Genomic DNA, 16,056 nt, shown 5'->3' with positions numbered 1-16,056 from the left:
TGCAAAAGCGCCCGTGCTCCGGCACGGGCGCTTTATCGGTTCGTGAGTGCGTTACTCAGCGTGTGCGCGGAGTGCAGCGACAACCTCGTTCGCGTGGTCATGCACAGCGACGTTGCCTGCGAGTTCGGCTGATCGCGCCAACCGTGCCCAACGGCGCAGCAACGCATCCGAACGCGGAATCGACAGATGGTGCTCGCGCACTGCGGCTATCCGCGAATGATCATTCGGCAGGAACATGTAGGTGCTCAGCCATACCCAGATGAGTTGAGCCTCGACCAGACCTCGACCCAATTCGGCTTCGTCGGCAAGCGCCGGCCACAAGCCCACCACTTCCGAACGCCACGCGTCGACCATCGCCGACGCGCGTTCCTCGGTCAGGTCGACGTTGCACAGGCATCCCGGGAACGACACGAGTGCGTACGTGATGTCGAGAAGCGCGTCTCGGTATCCACCCCACTCGTAGTCGAGGAATCGAACACCTTCGCCGTTGACGATGATGTTGTCCGGACACAGATCGGATGGACTGAAGGCGCGGAATCGCCCACCGCTGAACAGATTCTGCGCGTGGTGAACCTGTTCGAGAATATTCGGATCGACAACAACACCCAGTGTGTCCGCCAACATCGACGGCACGTCGGTGATGACGCGCGCCACCTGATCAGCCACTTCGTCGGAACTGTGGACAACCTCGGCACGTCGAAGCAGGGCTGTGAAATCTTCTTCACGTCCTACGGTGGCGGCGTGCATGCGACCCATTGCCTGGGCCATTGCCATCAGGGTATTCGTGACGGTGTCTGCGTCGCTGTCCTGGAAAAGAACGCTGATCGCGGTGGCGTCACCGAGGTCGCTGAGCACGAGGAGCCTGGCGTCCAAGTCGTATGCCAGCAGTTCCGCGCCGGGACGGGCGTCCTTGGCCAATGCGTTGGCGAATTGGTACGACACGGCTTCACGCAGGAACGCGGTATCAGGATCGAACACGTGGATTGCCTCAGCGGGCGGGGTAACGCCGTTCTTGACACCCAGATAGGGATCACGGACCTGCTTGATCACCAATGTGCGAGGTAGGGAAAACGGGTTTTCGGCAACTCGAACGCGCAGCACGATGGTGCGTCCACTGCCACCCAGATCCGTGGGATCCACGAGGGTAACGGGTGCTCCGGTGCGGCGCGTGAGCAACTGCTCGGCAGCTGCCACGACTTCGGATACGGGGTCTGCCAGTAATACGGTCATCACTGATCAACTTACCCGTAAGTTACTGGAATCATGCGTCTTCGCTCTCTACTGTCAGCGCGCTTTCTCGTCGCCGATCAAACCTGAAATGCCTTTCAGCGCTGCAGCAAACTCTTCATCGGCTCGGGTCTTGAACCACAATACGAGTGTGCAAGCGGTGACAATTCCCAGCATGTTGACGGCGAGCTGAAGCGACGACAGCCCGGCGATACGCCATTCACCGTTAGCCGCAGCAACTACTGCGAAACCGGCCGCCGGGACTGTAGTCACTGATATGAACACGCCGACCAGTGCGGCGGATTTCGCCGATATCAAGGCCAACATGCCCGCAGAACCGGCCAGGAGGGCGACAACAAACGAGATCGGTCCCACTTTGTAGATGAAGTCGACTTGATGCAGTGATTCGAGGGTGGTGACGTCCATCCAGTCGAAGAACTTCACCACAAAGGTGGCGAGCAGAGTGATACCCATCGCCACCGGGAACGCGACGACCAACGCAAGAATCGAACGTCTACGTAGCTTTCGATCACGTCGAACCAGGGCAACCGAGAGCGCGGCCAGCGGGCCGAATTCCGGCCCCACAACCATCGCTCCGACGATGGTGACCGGTGAATCCGTGACTACACCGATTGCGGCCAGGAGGCAGGCGATAGTCAGGAAAGCGACAAACAATCCATTGAGAGTCGATTCCTCCCGAGTCCGGGACAACAGTTCTTCCCAGACCACTGTCTCGGCGCCGTCACCAGGTGCATCGTGTTCTGCTTTGCGTGCCGCGGCCGACAACACTGTCTCCACCGGAACCAGCGTCACCGCGCCGTGCTCGGGGATTCCGAGATCCTGCATCGCGACTATGACGTCGTTCGCAGACTCGCGGGCAACATCGGCCTGCACGACATCGCCGCGCGGATCGATGGCAATGCCACGCGACACCACAATGTGGGTAGCCCCGCATTCCGCCTCGAGCGCACCGAGAACTTCCTCGGTGCGCTCGGGCGGGCAGATCACCCTCAGGTGCAGCATGGCGATCTGGGGTCGGTTCTACTTGCCGTCTGCGGTGTCGCCACCGGCAGCGTCAGCCTTCTTCTCCGGCTTCGCATCGACGCCGGATTCCTTACGCTGCTGCGCCGTGATCGGGGTAGGTGCATCCGTGAGCGGATCGACACCGCCACCCGACTTCGGGAACGCGATGACCTCACGAATGGAATCCATGCCGGCGAGGAGCGCGGTGATGCGGTCCCAACCGAAGGCGATTCCGCCGTGCGGGGGTGCGCCGAAGGCAAAGGCGTCGAGCAGGAAGCCGAACTTGTCCTGCGCCTCTTCCTCGGAAATACCCATCACCTTGAACACTCGTTCCTGAATGTCCTTGCGGTGGATACGGATACTGCCGCCGCCGATTTCGTTGCCGTTGCAGACGATGTCGTAGGCGTAGGCGAGAGCGGTTCCGGGATCGGTGTCGAACGTGTCGAAGAACTCGGGCTTGGGCGAGGTGAACGCGTGGTGCACCGCGGTCCACGCCGAGTGGCCGAGAGCAACGTCACCGGACGCGGTGGCGTCGGCGGCCGGCTCGAACATGGGAGCGTCGACGATCCAGACGAAGGCCCAGGCCTTGGGGTCGATGAGATCCTTCTTGCGGGCGATCTCGCCGCGGGCAGCACCGAGAAGCGCGCGCATCGGCTTGGTTGCACCCGCCGCGAAGAAGATGCAGTCACCTGGCTGTGCGCCGACGTGAGCGGCCAGACCCTCGCGCTCGGCGTCGGTGAGGTTCTTGGCAACCGGTCCGCCGAGCGTTCCGTCTTCGCCGACCAGCACGTAGGCAAGTCCCTTGGCGCCGCGCTGCTTGGCCCATTCCTGCCACGCGTCGAGCTGCTTACGCGGCTGGCTTGCGCCACCCGGCATTACAACAGCGCCGACGTACTCGGCCTGGAATACGCGGAACGTGGTGTCCTTGAAGAACTTCATGCACTCGACGAGTTCGATGTCGAAACGCAGGTCGGGCTTGTCGCTGCCGTAACGACGCATCGACTCGTTGTAGGTCATGCGCGCGATCGGCGTCTTGATCTCGTGGCCGACGAGCTTCCACAACGCGGTCAGGACTTCCTCGGCCAACAGCATGACGTCGTCCTGGTTGACGAACGCCATCTCGATGTCGAGCTGAGTGAACTCCGGCTGGCGATCGGCGCGGAAATCCTCATCGCGGTAGCAGCGCGCGATCTGGTAGTAGCGCTCGATGCCACCCACCATGAGGAGCTGCTTGAAGAGCTGGGGGCTCTGCGGCAGAGCGTAGAAGCTACCGGGCTGCAAACGCGCCGGAACCAGGAAGTCGCGGGCACCTTCAGGGGTGGAACGCGTGAGTGTCGGGGTCTCGACCTCGACGAACTGGTGGTGCGCGAGGACGCCACGCGCAGCGGCATTCACCTTGGAGCGCAAGCGAATTGCGTGTCCGGGTCCTTCACGACGCAGGTCGAGGTAGCGGTACTTCAGACGCGCTTCCTCGCCGACCTGATCGTCGAGCTGGAACGGCAGCGGAGCACTCTCGTTGAGCACCTCGAGCTCGGTGGCGTTGACCTCGATTGCGCCGGTGGGGATCTCGAAGTTCTGGTTTCCCTCGGGGCGGACCTCGACGACACCGGTCACGCGAACGCAGTATTCCGCGCGCAGACGGTGCGCCTGCTCGGCGACGTCACCTGCCCGGAAAACTACCTGCGAAACACCGGATGCATCACGGAGATCGATGAAGATCACTCCGCCGTGATCACGACGCCTGGCTACCCAACCGGTGAGCGTTACGGTCTGCCCTGCCTGCTCGGGTCGCAATGAACCGGCGAGATGTGTGCGCAGCACGGGATTCCTTTCGAACAACTTCAATAACCGACGACCGACTACTTTGCCTGCGATCCTACGGAGCGAACAGCCCAGACCGGAAACGCGCACCCGCCTCGCATGCGAAGCTATCCACCAGAAGTGACGGCAAGCACTTGTTCACGACAGCAGAAAGCGGACATAGATGACCTTCAACGAGGGGGCCCGCGGTGAAGCGGGACGCGTTCAGGTTCAAGGCGGCGGGGGCGGTAGCCGGGGCAGCAAGGTGGCAATCGGCGGCGGCGCCGGTGGCATCATCGTGCTCATTCTTGCCCTTCTGTTCGGCGGAGATCCCGGTTCGCTACTGGGAACGTCCACCGAAACATCGAGTTCCTCGAGCGAACTCAGTTCGGTCGACGACTGCACCGGTACCGATGCCAACAACGACGTGAACTGCCGCGTCACACTTACCGTCGGTAGCCTCGACGACGTCTGGGAAGAACAACTGATCAAACAAACTGGGACGGCGTACGTACGCCCGGCAGTGCGATTGTTCAGCGGATCGGTCAATACGGGTTGCGGTCAGGCAACCAGCGAAGTCGGTCCGTTCTACTGCCCGGCCGATCAGACCGCGTACTTCGACACAAGCTTCTTCCAATTGCTGGTCGACCGATTCGGATCAAGCGCCGGCCCCTTGGCGCAGGAGTACGTCGTTGCCCATGAATTCGGTCACCACATCCAGAATCAACTCGGGGATATCAGCCGCGCGCAGGCCGACCCGCAGGGCGCAGAGTCAGGCGCGGTGCGCACCGAACTGCAGGCAGACTGCTACGCCGGCGTGTGGGCACATTACGCCGACACCATCCCCGACGAAGCGACCGGCCAACCATTCCTGAAGACGCTGTCGCAGAACGATATCCGCGATGCACTGTCGGCCGCATCGTCGGTCGGCGATGACCGGATCCAACAGTCGACCAGCGGGCGGGTCAACCCCGAAGGCTGGACTCACGGTTCATCCCAACAGCGGCAGTTGTGGTTTGCAGCCGGATACAAGACCGGCCAGGTAGCTGCCTGCGACACCTACTCGGCGCGTGATTTGAACAATCCCGCGGCGCTGAGCAAGTAGAGCTTGCCCAACAACCATCCCACCGACAAATTATTTTGTCTTGACAAGTAATTCTGTCGGTGGGATGGTTTTCTCATGTTGGAAGTCGCAGTCATCGACAAACCTGCTGCCGCGGAAGCGTCACTCGACCCGGTTCGGCAGCAAATCCTCGCCGCGCTTGTGAACCCGTCGTCGGCTGCTGCGCTGGCACCCCTCGTCGGACTGACCCGCCAAAAGGTCAACTACCACCTGCGAACCCTGGAAGAACACGGGCTCGTTCATCTCGTCGAAGAACGCAAACGCGGAAACATGACCGAACGAGTCATGCAGGCAAGTGCCGCGTCGTACGTCATCTCCCCCGCCGCGATGTCCGCGCTGGCTCCGGATCCACGGAAGTTCCCAGACCAACTCTCGGCGCGATGGCTCGTCGCGGTGGCAGCGCGGGTCGTCCGAGAGGTCGGCGAGTTGATCGCCGGAGCAACCGCCGCCGGAAAGCCCCTCGCTTCCTATGCCATCGACAGTGACATCACATTCGCGACAGCCTCCGACCGAGCGGACTTCGCCCGCGAACTCGGCGAGGCAGTCAACGGACTGGTTGCCAAATACCACGACGGCAACACCGCGAACGGCCGCCCGCACCGCCTCGTCGTAGCGCTTCACCCAAGCCTGAAACCGTCCACACACTCACCCGAATCGGAGAACTAGCCATGTCGAAGAAGTTCGAAATCCGCCGCGAAGTTGTTGTACCCGGAACCCCGGAGCAGATCTGGGCCGCCATCTCCGCCGAGACTGCCGGATGGATGTTCCCATCGCCTCTCGAGATTCCGGCCGACGGCTCGCGCCCCGACAGTTCCGTCATCGCTACCTGGGAACCGCCCACCGAACTCGGCATCCACATGGACGGCCCCGATGGCTGGTTCAATCACCTCGAATACCTCGTGGAAGCCCGCGACAACAGCACGGCCGTCGTGCGCTACGTCCATGCCGGCGTCTTTGCCGACGACTGGGACAACCAGTACGACGGGGCAAGCAAGCACACAGACTTCTACCTCCACAGCCTTGGCCAGTACGTGCGCTACTTCGCCGGGCAGAGCGCCACCTACGTGAGCGCCGAAGGTCCGGAAGCATCCGGCACACCCGCAGCGATGGCAACTCTGCGCAGCGCACTCGGAATCGGATCCGACACCGCCGTCGACGACACCGTGACTTTCGACGTTCCCGGCTTCGGCACGATCACTGCTGTGGTCGACTACCTCAACGACTGGTTTGTCGGACTGCGTACCGACGACGCGCTACTTCGGTTCTACGGCCGAAATGCCTTCGGCGGCAATGTCGATGTGGCACACCACCTGTTTGCAGCAGGCGCTGACGGCGAAGCAGCCAGCGCAGGCTGGAAAGGCTGGTTGGACGGCGTCTATGCCTAAGCGCGATATGCAGAGAAGCGCCCTGTGGTCTGCTGTCGAAACCGAGCGCACCGCTCTGCTCGGTGAGCCTGAATCAGGCACAGTGGAATCAGCAGTCGTTGTGCGGGCGGTGGACTGTCGAGGACGTCGTCGCGCATCTCACAGCGGCTGCGAGCGTCGGTGCACTTCGTTGGCTTGTCAGTGTCCTGGGCACACGGTTCGACTTCGACCTACACAACGACCGGCGCCTCGCCGAGTACCGAGGCGCGACCCCGGACGAGACCCTCGATCGGTTCCGACGGGTGATCACCAGCAGAACCTCGGCGCCAGGGCCCACTGTGGCGTGGCTCGGCGAGGTGGTAGTCCACGCCCAGGACATCCGGCGTCCGCTCGGTCTCTCGTACATTCCAGCCGTCGAGACGCTCACCGAAGTTGCTCGTTTCTACGCTCGACGGGACTTCACTGTGCCCAGTCGCAGCACGATCAAAGGTCTTCGCGTCGAAGCGACCGACGGGCCATTCTCGACTGGAGACGGTCCACTCGTCAGCGGCACGACCTTGGCTCTCACCATGGCCATGGCTGGTCGGCGCGTGTACTGCGACGATCTCACCGGGCCCGGTGCTGCGACGATGCGAGAGCGTTGCACAACCTGACGGCCCTCCAGCAATTCCTGGGCGGGTCAGATTCCGGTCTGTGCGGTCACCCGTCCCGTGTCGATCGCTGTCATAAGTGCGGCATGATCACGAGCATTTCGTTTGGTGTACGCCGCTGCAAACTCACTGATCGCGAGATCGAATTCCGTTCCCTCGCCAAGATATTCGGCAATCGCAATGCGGTCGCCCGAACGAGCGTGTGCATAGGCCAGAACCCGCGCGCATAAGCGGCCGTACGCTTCCATGCCTTCGGGTTTCATGCCTTCGATCACCGCTGAGCCCTTGCCGTCGCGAAGTTGACGGATGTAGAAGTCATGCTCGAGCTCGTCCGGACCTGGCCCTCGCTCCCAACCGAGAAAGATATCGCTGCTGGCCTGCATCAGCCGCTGACCATTCACCACCCGCTCCCCCTCATTGCGGAATATCGGGCCGTTCACATAGCCGGACAACACCGACGGCAACGCCTGCTTCACCTGCAGGATCAGTGGATCATCGGCGTCGCGTCCCTTCATCAAGATCATCCAGGCTCTCGTGCCGACACTGCCGACGCCGACCACCTTGCGCGCGATGTGCATCATCTCGAAGCTCTGTAGCAGCACGCGGCGATCCCACTGAAGGGTGCTGCGGTACGAACGAATTCGTCCGTGGAGCACCTCCTCGACATCCTCGAGATCCCGCCCGTCGTATAGCTCCTCGACCGGCACGATCAACGGTGGATCACTGATGAATCGCCTTCTGCCATCGACAATCTCGGTGAATTTCGACGCGGCTTGAACGCTGTCCCGTCGGCGTGCCTTATCGAGAGTGGAACGCGCCCGTTCAAGCATTCGTTTCTTGATCTGAATACTCAGTTCTTCGAGGCCGTCCTCTGGTTCGATGTGCGAATACCACACCGCGAGGTTTCCCAGTTCCGCCTGGCGAAGCATCGTTTCCCGATATTCGGCCGCACAACCAACAGTTATCTTCCTTCTTTCCTTACCCGAATAGCCGTTGTCCTTACCCGCTATCGCCAAACTCGCAGCCAAGCGTTTGACGTCCCATTCGAATGGACCTGGGTAAGTCTCGTCGAAATCGTTGATATCGAATGCAAGTTTGCGCTCCGGCGTGGCGTAGACCCCGAAATTACTCAGATGCGCATCTCCGCACAGTTGGGTATTCATGTCGGAATTGCGATTGCGTGAAAGGTCGTCGCACATAACCAGGGCCGCGCCACGAAAGAACGAGAAACGCGACGCAGACATGCGGCCGTAACGAATCGGCACCAATTCAGGCACCCGCGCTTCGGCCTGAGATTCCAGGAGTGAAATCGGGTCGCGGTCGCTGTCGGCAAGTTCGGCCAGCATCGCAAGCGGCGTATCTCGGCGAGCCTGCCGACCATCCTCCCTCCGCTCGTCAACGGTGGGGTGCTGCGCAGGAACTGCCTTGTCAGCTGGCGCAACCTTGTCAACCGGTACTGCAGTCATCTGCCCGACCTTTCAGTCCTCGGTGGGCCTGCGGAGTCGACGGCCCTTGCTACGGCTGCGAGGCGTCGGACGTCGCGTCCCCACCTGATCCGCGTGCTGCGCGGGCCAGCAATTGGGGACTCGACACCAACGCCTTGCGCCATGGAAGTACCCCGTCGATCTCAATCTGAATCGACAGGCTCAAAACAGTTCGAATCAAGACGATCATTCCCAGCACTGCCGCATCCGTCAGGGACGGCGACGATGTCACGGTTTTGACGAGATCCGCAGCAACCAGAATCTCCAGCCCGAGAAGAATGACGGCACCGAGGGTTTCGCGGAGAGTCTTGAACGCGGCACTACCGTTGCGAGTACGAAACCACGACCGGCCGGCAATGCCAAAGGCGAATACAAACCCGAAAACCATCGCGACAACACCGAGTACTTCGAACAATTCGGTGACCCACTCGAAGAACTTCACGGTGTCCATGGTGTTGATTCTCGAGGTATATCGCTCAGAAGTCGAGCAAGCGCGCCGGTTCTCTCCAACCAACCCACCACCAGATCGTGTGCTGTAATTGGCCGGTGACGACTTTCGTACAGCTCTGGTGGCCGCATTCACTGCGGCCTTGAACTGTGCAATTTCCGGCCGCCTCGCGCGCGGCCGACGATCGTTGCCTACATCTATCCCGGTTGACGCAGTGAGGTGCCCCCTACTGTGAGGACCACGCATGACCTTTGAAAATGACAACCGCGTCGACGGGATCGGCAAGATGCTGATCAGTTCTCGTTCGCTTGCCGAATACCGGGCGATGTTCGCCCTCACCGACGATGATCTGTCCGTGCGAATCCTCGACTGCCCCAGCGGTTCCGCGGATTTCACCAGTGCGGTGAGCAACCTCGGCGGCAACGTAACTGCATGCGATGCAGCCTATTTCGGAAACAGCCCCGACAATCTCGCTACTATTGCCACATCGGAGTCGGAGCGAGGCAATCGATATGTCCGCGCACACGCAGAAAAGTACGAGTGGACTTTCTTCGCTGATCCCGATGAACACCAACATGTCAGGCAGCACGCCGCCCAACAGTTCGCAGCTCATATTCGGCAACACCCCAGTCACTACATCCCAGGTCGGTTGCCCGCACTGCCATCCCCTGACGACAGCTTCGATCTGGTGCTCAGCTCCCATCTGTTGTTCAGCTACGCCGACAGCCTCGACCACGCCTTCCACCTCGACGCAATTACCGAATTGATGCGCGTCACCTCAGGTGAGCTGCGCATCTTTCCGTTGGTGGCGATTGGATCGGCGGAGCCGTACTCACAACTTGTCGAGCTGCTGTCCGACCTGCGAGCTCGCGGCATCGGCGGCCGTAACGTCGAGGTCGACTACGAATTCCAGAAAGGCGCCAACCACATGCTGGTATGCCATCACGAATCGTGATCCGGCACAATAAATCTGGTACTTACATCAATTTTCTCGGCCTGGTCGACAGAGGCTTCAGCGCGAATTTCGATTGACGCGCGAATTCCTGGAGATCCCGTACGATCTGTCAGTGACCAATACAACTCCCGAAAAGTCGGGTTTCTGGAGCCGCCCCACCCTGTGGAAGCTGCTGTTGATAGTCGTCGTCTATCTAGCTTTCTACCTCGCCGTTGGGCAGGTGATCTCCCGCGTTTTCTCCGATCAGATCGATAGCGACAACGTAGTCGCAAGCGCCTCGAGCATCATTTTCGGCCTCGCATTGCCTATCGCGATCGGTGCTGTCGCGCTGCTGATATTCATAGCGAAGCTGGGCTGGCTACGCAGTATTTTCGGCCCGCAACCTATACGTGGCCGCGGCTGGATGTGGATCGGCCCGATTCTCGTAGCCGCCGCCATTGCAGCGCACCTGACCGGAACCGACTGGAGCGCGTGGTCAGCCGGCGAGATCATCTCGCTACTTGCCCTCGGGGTGTGCGTTGGCATTGCCGAGGAACTCCTCACCCGCGGTATTGCGGTGAAAATGTTGCGTGACGCCGGCCATGGCGAACGCTTCGTCGCGGTCGTGTCGTCGCTGCTGTTCGCGCTGATGCACACGGTCAACTTCATCTCCGGGATGGAAGCGTCAACCGTTCTGGCGACCGTTGTCTACACGTTCGGTTTCGGGATGTGCATGTATCTGACTATGCGCGTGACGGGCACAATCTGGGCCGCGATCGTGTTGCATGGCCTCACCGACCCCACAACGATCCTCTCGACGGGCGGACTCGACACCTCCGTGACTGGAGCCAGCGGCGCCACCGTCGTCGCCACGTTCATCACAATCCTGCTGGTCCTCTTCGCCGTCGTCGCTATCTTCTTCGTCCGAGGGCGAGTCAGCCAAGAACAGCCCGCGAACGCGACAAGCTGACAGCTCCTCGTTTCGCCGATCCTGAATGTGGTGAAGCCGCCGGACACCGTAAGGTGCCGGCGGCTTCGTCATATTCGGGAAGGAAGGCGACCATTCGGCGCCACCCGTACTCGTAGCGGTGAAACTACCTCCCTCAGCCGAAGATTCGCTCGATGTCATCGAGGCGTAACTGAACGCGCGCGGAGAGTAACCAGAACCCCAGAGGTTGTCACCTGACGCCTGGACGAATGAGGACAGCGAACCAGGCCGAATTCTGTTGCGAATACAACACACGTCATCCACAACACACGTCGTCGTCGTATTCTGATTCTGTTGCAGCACGTCTTCACTGCATGATGGTTTTTGCCTTCAGCGCCCGGAACTCGTCCTCGTTGATCGCGCCGGCATCGAGAAGGCCCTTGGCGGCTGTGATCTGATCAGCCGAAGATTGTCCAGCGACCTCGCGCACGTACGCGCCCTGTGCCTGCATCTGCTTTTGCGCTGCGGCAATCGACCGCTGCGTCATACCGTCATTCCGGACGATCACATAGATCATCGCCGACAGGAAGGGCACGACAAAGAGGAAAACGATCCAGATCGCCTTGAACCAGCCTGACATCTCATGATCTCGGAACAGATCCGTGATGATCGAGAACAACACGCTCAAGTAGGCAACAAATGCGAGACAGACAAACATGAACCAGAAAAACTCCCAGAAGCCTTCCATTTTCGCCAACTCCGTACTGTCGGTGTTTCCGGATAGGAAGTCAGGTCACGACCTATGACGTCCTACTTGTGAATCAACTGTTGCCACTGCGCCGGTAACCGCCCGTTAGCCGACCGGCACTCGGCATCTCCCGAAATGCATTATCTCCGTTGGTAATACGTACCGAGAATTCGTACCGATAATACGTACCACAGATGAATGACAGAGGTACTACATAGCGGGTACTACATAGCGATCTCGGACGCAGCGCGGGCAATGTCACTTCGCGCCGCCTTTTCAACGAGGAGCGGGACGAATGCTCGTATCCGTCCTCTTTTGAATCGTGCGTGAATCATCCGCACGCTTCGTTCGATATCTGCGGGTGAGACGGTCGGATAGCGGGTGATCAGCCGTGCAATCACCTGTTCGACCTGGAGCAACTCTTCGTCGCCGGTCATCGGCTAATCGTCTGTCCGGTAGCCCGCTGCCGTCAAGACTCGAAATAGATTCGAAAGCATCACGATTCGGGATTCGATCAAGCCAGGAATAACTTTGCCAATCACGGGGCATACACAAGCAAAGGGTGTGTTTGATCAAGAACGTCCTGCGTGGAAGCACTGTCCGGAATATGGGTGTCGAGGAGCGAGCGTGGGAAAGAAGTCGAAGCACAAGAAACACAAGAACTCTGAGCTCGAAGCTCCCCGAGTTGCCGGCGTGGAACCCTCCTCAGCCGTGACAGAAAAGCCGATGAAGTACAAGGAATACCGCCGTGATCTCAAGCCTGTTCACGCAGAACTCGTTGCATTGCAGGAGTGGGTCAAATCGTCCGGCGCCAAGGTCTGCATCGTGTTCGAGGGCCGTGACACTGCAGGAAAAGGTGGGGTGATCAAAGCGATCACCGAGCGAGTGAGCCCTCGTGTCTTCCGCGTTGTTGCCCTCCCGGCCCCGACTGAACGGGAAAAATCCCAGATGTACATCCAACGGTATGTGCCGCATCTACCCGCAGCCGGCGAGATCGTCATCTTCGATCGCAGTTGGTACAACCGTGCCGGAGTCGAACGGGTCATGGGCTACTGCACCAACGAGCAAGCACACGAATTCCTCCAGCTCATCCCGACAGTCGAACGCGCAATTGTGGAATCCGGGGTAATTCTGTTGAAGTACTGGCTAGAGGTGAGTGAGGAACAGCAAATGCTGCGCCTGCAGAGCCGGATCGACGACCCGCGGAAAATCTGGAAGTTGTCAGGCCTCGATCTGAAGTCGTACAGCCATTGGTACGACTATTCACGGGCCCGCGACGAGATGTTCCGCTATACCGACACCGGATGGGCGCCTTGGTATGTCGCGGTCAACGACGACAAGAAGCGCGGCCGGCTCAACATCATCAGCCACATCCTGAGTCAGATTCCGTACGAACCTTTGGAACATCCCGATATCAAACTGCCACACCGACAACGCCCCGACGGATACAAGACACCCCAGCAACCGCTGCACTGGATTCCTACCCCCTACTGAAAATCCTGCCCAGGGAAAGGACGTGCGGCACATGAGCCCCACGGAAGCCGCGCCGCAGAATCGAGCGCACACAGACCCGGCCGAGAACACGCCCTGGCATGCCCAGAGTGCCGAATCCGTCCTCGCAGCACTGACTTCTGATCAGGAGTCGGGACTGAGTGCCGAGGACGTGGTGGACCGTCGACGTCAGCACGGGCCCAACGAAATTGCGTCGACGCCACCACCCTCGATGTGGTCGATAGCGCTGGCGCAGTTGAGGGACCCGATGAATCTGATGCTTGTCGCGGTAGCTGTGGTCAGCATCGTCATCGGCGAAATCCCCACGGCCATCGTCGTTGCGGTACTCGTCGTACTCAACATCGTGCTCGGCACCCGGCAGGAGGTGAAGGCCCGCGCCAGCGTGGACGCACTGGCGAAGATGCAGACGCCCCAAGCACGGGTAATCCGCGATGGGACTCTGATCCAGCTCGACGCTACTGAGTTGGTGCCTGGCGATATCGTCGAACTCGAAGCGGGCGATATCGTCGCCGCCGACGGACGCCTCCTCACCTCCACCACCTTGGAAACTCAAGAAGCAGCGTTGACCGGTGAAAGCGCACCCATCCCGAAGGATCCGAAGACGCTGGGCAGCACAGACATTCCCCTGGGTGACCGAAGCAACCTGGTGTTCCAGAACACCTCGGTCACCCGCGGTACCGCCACCATGGTGGTCACCGAAACCGGGATGCACACCCAGATAGGGCAGATCGCGTCGATGTTGTCGGCAGTTGCACCCGGCAAATCGCCGTTGCAACGCGAACTCGACTCGCTCACCAAACTGCTCGGGATCATCGCGTGGGGCGCAGTGACAATCATCGTGGTTATCGGCGTGATCCGTGGCCAAGATCTGACAACGCTTCTCCTGCTGGGTATTGCCATGGGAGTTTCCGCAATCCCGACCGGCCTTCCCACTTTCGTCCAGGCCATGTTGGCGTATGGAGCTCGTCAACTGGCCGACGCGAAGGCCGTCGTGAAAAACCTCACCGACGTCGAGACACTCGGGGCGACGAGCGCCATCAACTCGGATAAGACCGGCACACTGACGATGAATCAGATGACCGTACGGTCGTTGTACGTCCACGGCCGGTGGTACATCGTCGAGGGCGAGGGTTACGCCAAGAGCGGCAGAATCACGCAGGTCGCGGGTGAGGCGCCGCCGGACTTCACGCTGCTCGCCTACGGTCTGTGCCTGGACAGCGACGCCACAGTCTCCGATGCCGGCGAAGTTGTGGGCGACCCCACCGAGGCAGCGCTTGTTGTTCTCGCGGCAAAGATCGGCGTCGACGCCCCACTCACCAGAAAGACGTACCCGCGGGTCGCGACGGTTCCCTTCGACTCGGCATACAAGTTCATGGCGACGTTCCATCATCTCCAGGTGGACGGCGGCAACCAATTCGTGGAACTGGTCAAGGGCGGTCCGGACGTGGTCCTGGCTCGGTGCGGGGCAGCGTTCCTGCCCGGCCGCCGACCTGTACCGATCGACGAGGTCCGCGAAGAACTGACTGCCGCCAACCGGGCTATGTCCGAGAAGGGTCTCCGGGTGCTGGCGTTTGCCGTTCGACGACTCGACGGGCAGGAATCAGCCGTTGGGGCTGACCCCATGTCGTTTGTCGAGGACCTCACGTTTGTCGGCATGGCCGGCATCATCGATCCCCTTCGCGCGGAAGCGATCGAGTCGGTGCGCACTGCCCACACGGCGGGCATCCATGTCCGCATGATCACCGGCGATCACGCGATCACCGCGTCGGCGATCGGAGCCGAACTCGGACTGGGACCAGGGGCGATCGGCGGCGGCGAACTTCAGGCCATGACCGACGAGGAGCTGTCGGACGCAATGCCGAACCTGCATGTCTTCGGCCGCGTCACCCCGCAGGACAAACTGCGTCTGGTCGACATCATGCAGAAAAACGGTGCGGTTGTCGCGATGACGGGTGATGCCGTCAACGACGCCGCCGCACTGAAGAAATCCGACATCGGCGTCGCCATGGGGTCAGGCAGCGAAGTGACAAAACAGGCGGGCAAGATGGTGCTCACCGACGACAACTTCGGGACCCTCATCACCGCAATCAGCTTGGGACGCAATATCTACGGCAAGATCGTGTCCTACATTCGCTACCAGATGTCGAAATTGTTCTCGCTGGTTCTGCTCTTCCTGGCCGCGAGCATCTTCAATATCAACGAAGGTGTTGCGCTCACCCCGCTGATGGTGCTGTTCCAGCACTTCTTCATCACCCTGTTCCCCGTTGCGGTCATCATGCTCGACCCGCCGCCGCCGGACCTGATGAAGAAACCACCCCGTGACCCCAAGACGCCGATAGCCAACCGACGGGCGGTCATACAGTGGCTGGCTTACGGCATCCTGCAGTTTGCCGTCACACTTGCCGCAATGCTGCTAGCCCCAGGCGAGATGAGTACCACCGAGGCAAATATTCCCATGACCATGGCGTTTGTGGTGCTGTCGTTGGGCTCCATCTTCGCCGGCCTGACCATGCGCCGCGATCCGGAATCCGGCCTCATTCCACCGGTGCTCGGCGCGCTCAAGATCTTGGCTATCCCGACCGTCGTCACGGTCTTCGCCGTCGAGGCCGGAGTACTCCAGGATCTCCTCATGACCACCTCATTGACGGGTAGCCAGTGGCTCGCCTGCCTCGGGTGGTCGCTGATCATTCCGATCGTCGTGGAGTTGGACAAGGCATTCCGACGCCGACGCCTCCTGAAGTCGCACACCATTGTCTCCCCCACCGCTGCGGTAGCCCCACAGCGCGCTCACGCGCAATGATGCACACTCGTCGTA

The 16,056-nt window shown here is 60.6% G+C and carries 15 protein-coding genes; 8 read left to right on the top strand and 7 right to left on the bottom strand.

The window, feature by feature from the left end; all coding sequences use genetic code 11:
* Positions 1-51 precede the first annotated feature (51 nt).
* Genes FEZ60_RS02250 through aspS form a run of 3 tightly spaced genes read right to left on the bottom strand, consistent with a single transcriptional unit; the run spans position 52 to position 4,071 of the window.
* The gene (locus FEZ60_RS02250; RefSeq protein ID WP_033236180.1) at positions 52-1,230 is read right to left on the bottom strand and encodes a kinase; all 1,179 of its coding nucleotides are present in this window, start codon (positions 1,228-1,230) and stop codon (positions 52-54) included.
* A 54-nt stretch (positions 1,231-1,284) separates the two neighbouring features.
* Positions 1,285-2,250, bottom strand: a complete 966-nt coding sequence (locus FEZ60_RS02245; RefSeq protein WP_033236179.1) for a DUF389 domain-containing protein — start codon at positions 2,248-2,250, stop codon at positions 1,285-1,287.
* Between the two features lie 18 nt (positions 2,251-2,268).
* Positions 2,269-4,071 (bottom strand): aspartate--tRNA ligase, encoded by a 1,803-nt coding sequence (gene aspS / locus FEZ60_RS02240; RefSeq protein WP_033236178.1) that lies wholly within the window; start codon positions 4,069-4,071, stop codon positions 2,269-2,271.
* A gap of 163 nt (positions 4,072-4,234) precedes the next feature.
* Here aspS and FEZ60_RS02235 point away from each other — a divergent pair, with 163 nt between their 5' ends.
* The 4 genes from FEZ60_RS02235 to FEZ60_RS02220 all read left to right on the top strand — a co-directional run bounded on the left by FEZ60_RS02235 (position 4,235) and on the right by FEZ60_RS02220 (position 7,190).
* The gene (locus FEZ60_RS02235) at positions 4,235-5,155 is read left to right on the top strand and encodes a neutral zinc metallopeptidase (RefSeq protein WP_095886204.1); all 921 of its coding nucleotides are present in this window, start codon (positions 4,235-4,237) and stop codon (positions 5,153-5,155) included.
* Positions 5,156-5,230: 75 nt separating this feature from the next.
* Complete coding sequence (locus tag FEZ60_RS02230) at positions 5,231-5,839, top strand: helix-turn-helix domain-containing protein (RefSeq protein WP_095886203.1); 609 nt, start codon at positions 5,231-5,233, stop codon at positions 5,837-5,839.
* Between the two features lie 2 nt (positions 5,840-5,841).
* Positions 5,842-6,558, top strand: a complete 717-nt coding sequence (locus FEZ60_RS02225) for an ATPase (protein WP_095886202.1) — start codon at positions 5,842-5,844, stop codon at positions 6,556-6,558.
* Positions 6,559-6,620: 62 nt separating this feature from the next.
* On the top strand, positions 6,621-7,190 hold the full coding sequence (locus tag FEZ60_RS02220) for a maleylpyruvate isomerase family mycothiol-dependent enzyme (protein ID WP_346343318.1): 570 nt from the start codon (positions 6,621-6,623) through the stop codon (positions 7,188-7,190).
* A gap of 26 nt (positions 7,191-7,216) precedes the next feature.
* Here the strand turns inward: FEZ60_RS02220 and FEZ60_RS02215 are convergent, their stop codons facing one another.
* Both FEZ60_RS02215 and FEZ60_RS02210 read right to left on the bottom strand, forming a co-directional pair.
* Positions 7,217-8,653 carry a DUF2252 domain-containing protein gene (locus FEZ60_RS02215; protein ID WP_095886200.1) on the bottom strand — a complete coding sequence of 479 codons (1,437 nt, stop codon included), beginning with the start codon at positions 8,651-8,653 and terminating at the stop codon, positions 7,217-7,219.
* A 49-nt stretch (positions 8,654-8,702) separates the two neighbouring features.
* Complete coding sequence (locus FEZ60_RS02210; protein ID WP_033236173.1) at positions 8,703-9,122, bottom strand: DUF1622 domain-containing protein; 420 nt, start codon at positions 9,120-9,122, stop codon at positions 8,703-8,705.
* Positions 9,123-9,363: 241 nt separating this feature from the next.
* On the opposite strand from FEZ60_RS02210, the gene FEZ60_RS02205 reads away from it, so the two are divergent.
* Both FEZ60_RS02205 and FEZ60_RS02200 read left to right on the top strand, forming a co-directional pair.
* Positions 9,364-10,074, top strand: a complete 711-nt coding sequence (locus FEZ60_RS02205) for a hypothetical protein (protein ID WP_172935443.1) — start codon at positions 9,364-9,366, stop codon at positions 10,072-10,074.
* A 112-nt stretch (positions 10,075-10,186) separates the two neighbouring features.
* On the top strand, positions 10,187-11,023 hold the full coding sequence (locus FEZ60_RS02200; RefSeq protein ID WP_141485846.1) for a CPBP family intramembrane glutamic endopeptidase: 837 nt from the start codon (positions 10,187-10,189) through the stop codon (positions 11,021-11,023).
* 325 nt (positions 11,024-11,348) lie between these two features.
* Here the strand turns inward: FEZ60_RS02200 and FEZ60_RS02195 are convergent, their stop codons facing one another.
* Positions 11,349-11,729: an SHOCT domain-containing protein gene (locus FEZ60_RS02195; RefSeq protein ID WP_033236171.1), complete on the bottom strand. Its 381-nt coding sequence runs from the start codon at positions 11,727-11,729 to the stop codon at positions 11,349-11,351.
* A 224-nt stretch (positions 11,730-11,953) separates the two neighbouring features.
* A complete protein-coding gene (locus FEZ60_RS02190) occupies positions 11,954-12,166 on the bottom strand; it encodes a hypothetical protein (protein WP_033236170.1) in 213 nt (70 codons plus the stop codon).
* A 190-nt stretch (positions 12,167-12,356) separates the two neighbouring features.
* Here FEZ60_RS02190 and ppk2 point away from each other — a divergent pair, with 190 nt between their 5' ends.
* Positions 12,357-13,223 carry a polyphosphate kinase 2 gene (gene ppk2 / locus FEZ60_RS02185; RefSeq protein ID WP_033236169.1) on the top strand — a complete coding sequence of 289 codons (867 nt, stop codon included), beginning with the start codon at positions 12,357-12,359 and terminating at the stop codon, positions 13,221-13,223.
* Positions 13,224-13,254: 31 nt separating this feature from the next.
* Entirely contained in the window at positions 13,255-16,041 is a 2,787-nt protein-coding gene (locus FEZ60_RS02180) for a cation-transporting P-type ATPase (RefSeq protein WP_033236168.1), read from the top strand.
* The last annotated feature ends 15 nt before the right edge of the window (positions 16,042-16,056 follow it).

It is taken from the genome of Rhodococcus sp. MS16, assembly GCF_013277795.1.
Taxonomy (GTDB): Bacteria; Actinomycetota; Actinomycetes; order Mycobacteriales; family Mycobacteriaceae; genus Rhodococcus_F; species Rhodococcus_F globerula.
Note: the sequence above shows the minus strand (reverse complement) of the source record. Positions and strands in the feature narration are given on the sequence as shown.